The organism is Kribbella sp. VKM Ac-2571 (genome assembly GCF_004362255.1).
In the GTDB taxonomy this organism is placed as follows: Bacteria; Actinomycetota; Actinomycetes; order Propionibacteriales; family Kribbellaceae; genus Kribbella; species Kribbella pratensis.
The window spans coordinates 1-1,310 of the sequence record NZ_SNWS01000044.1 but is presented as its reverse complement, the minus strand read 5'-3'; the positions used below and the strand labels follow the sequence as shown (position 1 = coordinate 1,310).

Genomic DNA, 1,310 nt, shown 5'->3' with positions numbered 1-1,310 from the left:
GATGCTCCTATGTCAAGCGGCTCACTGGTCAGGCCGCGATGGCCACCGGTGGCGTGGTTTTGGTGTCCTGTTGCTGGTCGGCGCGCAGGGCGGTGAAGACGGTGTCGGACAGTCGGCGGCGCAGCAGCCGCAGGGCGGCGGTCTTGTCCTTGCCGCGGGCTTGTTGTTTGGCGAGGTAGGCGTGTCCGGGGCCGATACCGCGGGCCTGGGTGACCGCGATCATGTGCAGGGCACAGTTCATCGCCCGGTTGCCGCCGCGATTGAGCCGGACCTTGCCCTTGCTGGCGCCGGACCAGACCGGGACGGGCGCGGTGCCGGTGAAGCGGGCGAAGGCGTCCTTGTTGCGGAACCGGTGCACGCCGGCGGTTTCGCCGATGATCACCGCCGCTGAGATCACCCCGCATCCTGGGATGTCCAGCAGGCTTGGGGCGATGGCACGGACCAGCTTGCGCAGTTCGGCCTCGAGCGCGTTGGTCTGGTGGTTCAGCTCGTCGCACCGGCTCAGCAGGTTGCGGGCCAGACGCGCGACCACACCGTCGAATCGGTCCAGTTCCACGAGCAGTTCGGCGACGACACAGTGGCGCTTGAGACCGCGGGAAGGGATCATGAGGTCGGGGTCGAGTTCGTGCAGGTACCAGCGGATCTGCGAGGCGATCCGGGTGCGTTGCACGACCAGGTCATGGCGGTGGTCCGACAACAGCTTCACCTCCCGCGCCGGTCCGTCTAGCTCCGCGACCGGCAGATCGGGGTGGCGCAGCGCGGCCAGCGCCACTGCCTCGGCGTCGATCGGGTCCGACTTGCCCGGCTCCCGGGCCGCGCGGCGGGCGCCAGCCATCAGCTTGGTCGGAACGCGCACCACGCGACAGCCGGCCGCGAGCAGATCTGCTTCCAGACGGCGGGTCAGATGCCGGCAATCTTCCAGGGCGAAGGCGACCTCGTCGAACTGGGCCGACCAGCGGACCAGCTCCAGATGGCCCTCGCTGTTGGTGCGGACAGTCTTCACGCCCAGCCGGCGACCCACGTCGTCGACCGCGACAACGGTGTGGGTGCGTTTGTGGGAATCGGTGCCGATCATGACCATGCCGAGGAAACTCCATACGTCGAGAGCAGGAAGGGATCCCCGGGACCGCGCGAGGCGGGCACGCCTCAATCGAGCACGACGGCAGGCTCCTATCAAGCCACATCCCCACGCGCCCTGGGAGCCCGGCGAAGCCGCACATCGAGGACAAGCCATCGAACTGCGAGGCAGCAAAGAAACGAGCGAACCCCGCCGGGCACCAAGATCATGGCATTGACGCGAAGAAAGCCGT

At 67.9% G+C, this 1,310-nt stretch carries 1 protein-coding gene; it reads right to left on the bottom strand.

What is annotated here, in order from left to right:
* Positions 1-28 precede the first annotated feature (28 nt).
* A complete protein-coding gene (locus EV651_RS41115; protein ID WP_370354231.1) occupies positions 29-1,075 on the bottom strand; it encodes an IS110 family transposase in 1,047 nt (348 codons plus the stop codon).
* Between the last annotated feature and the right edge of the window lie 235 nt (positions 1,076-1,310).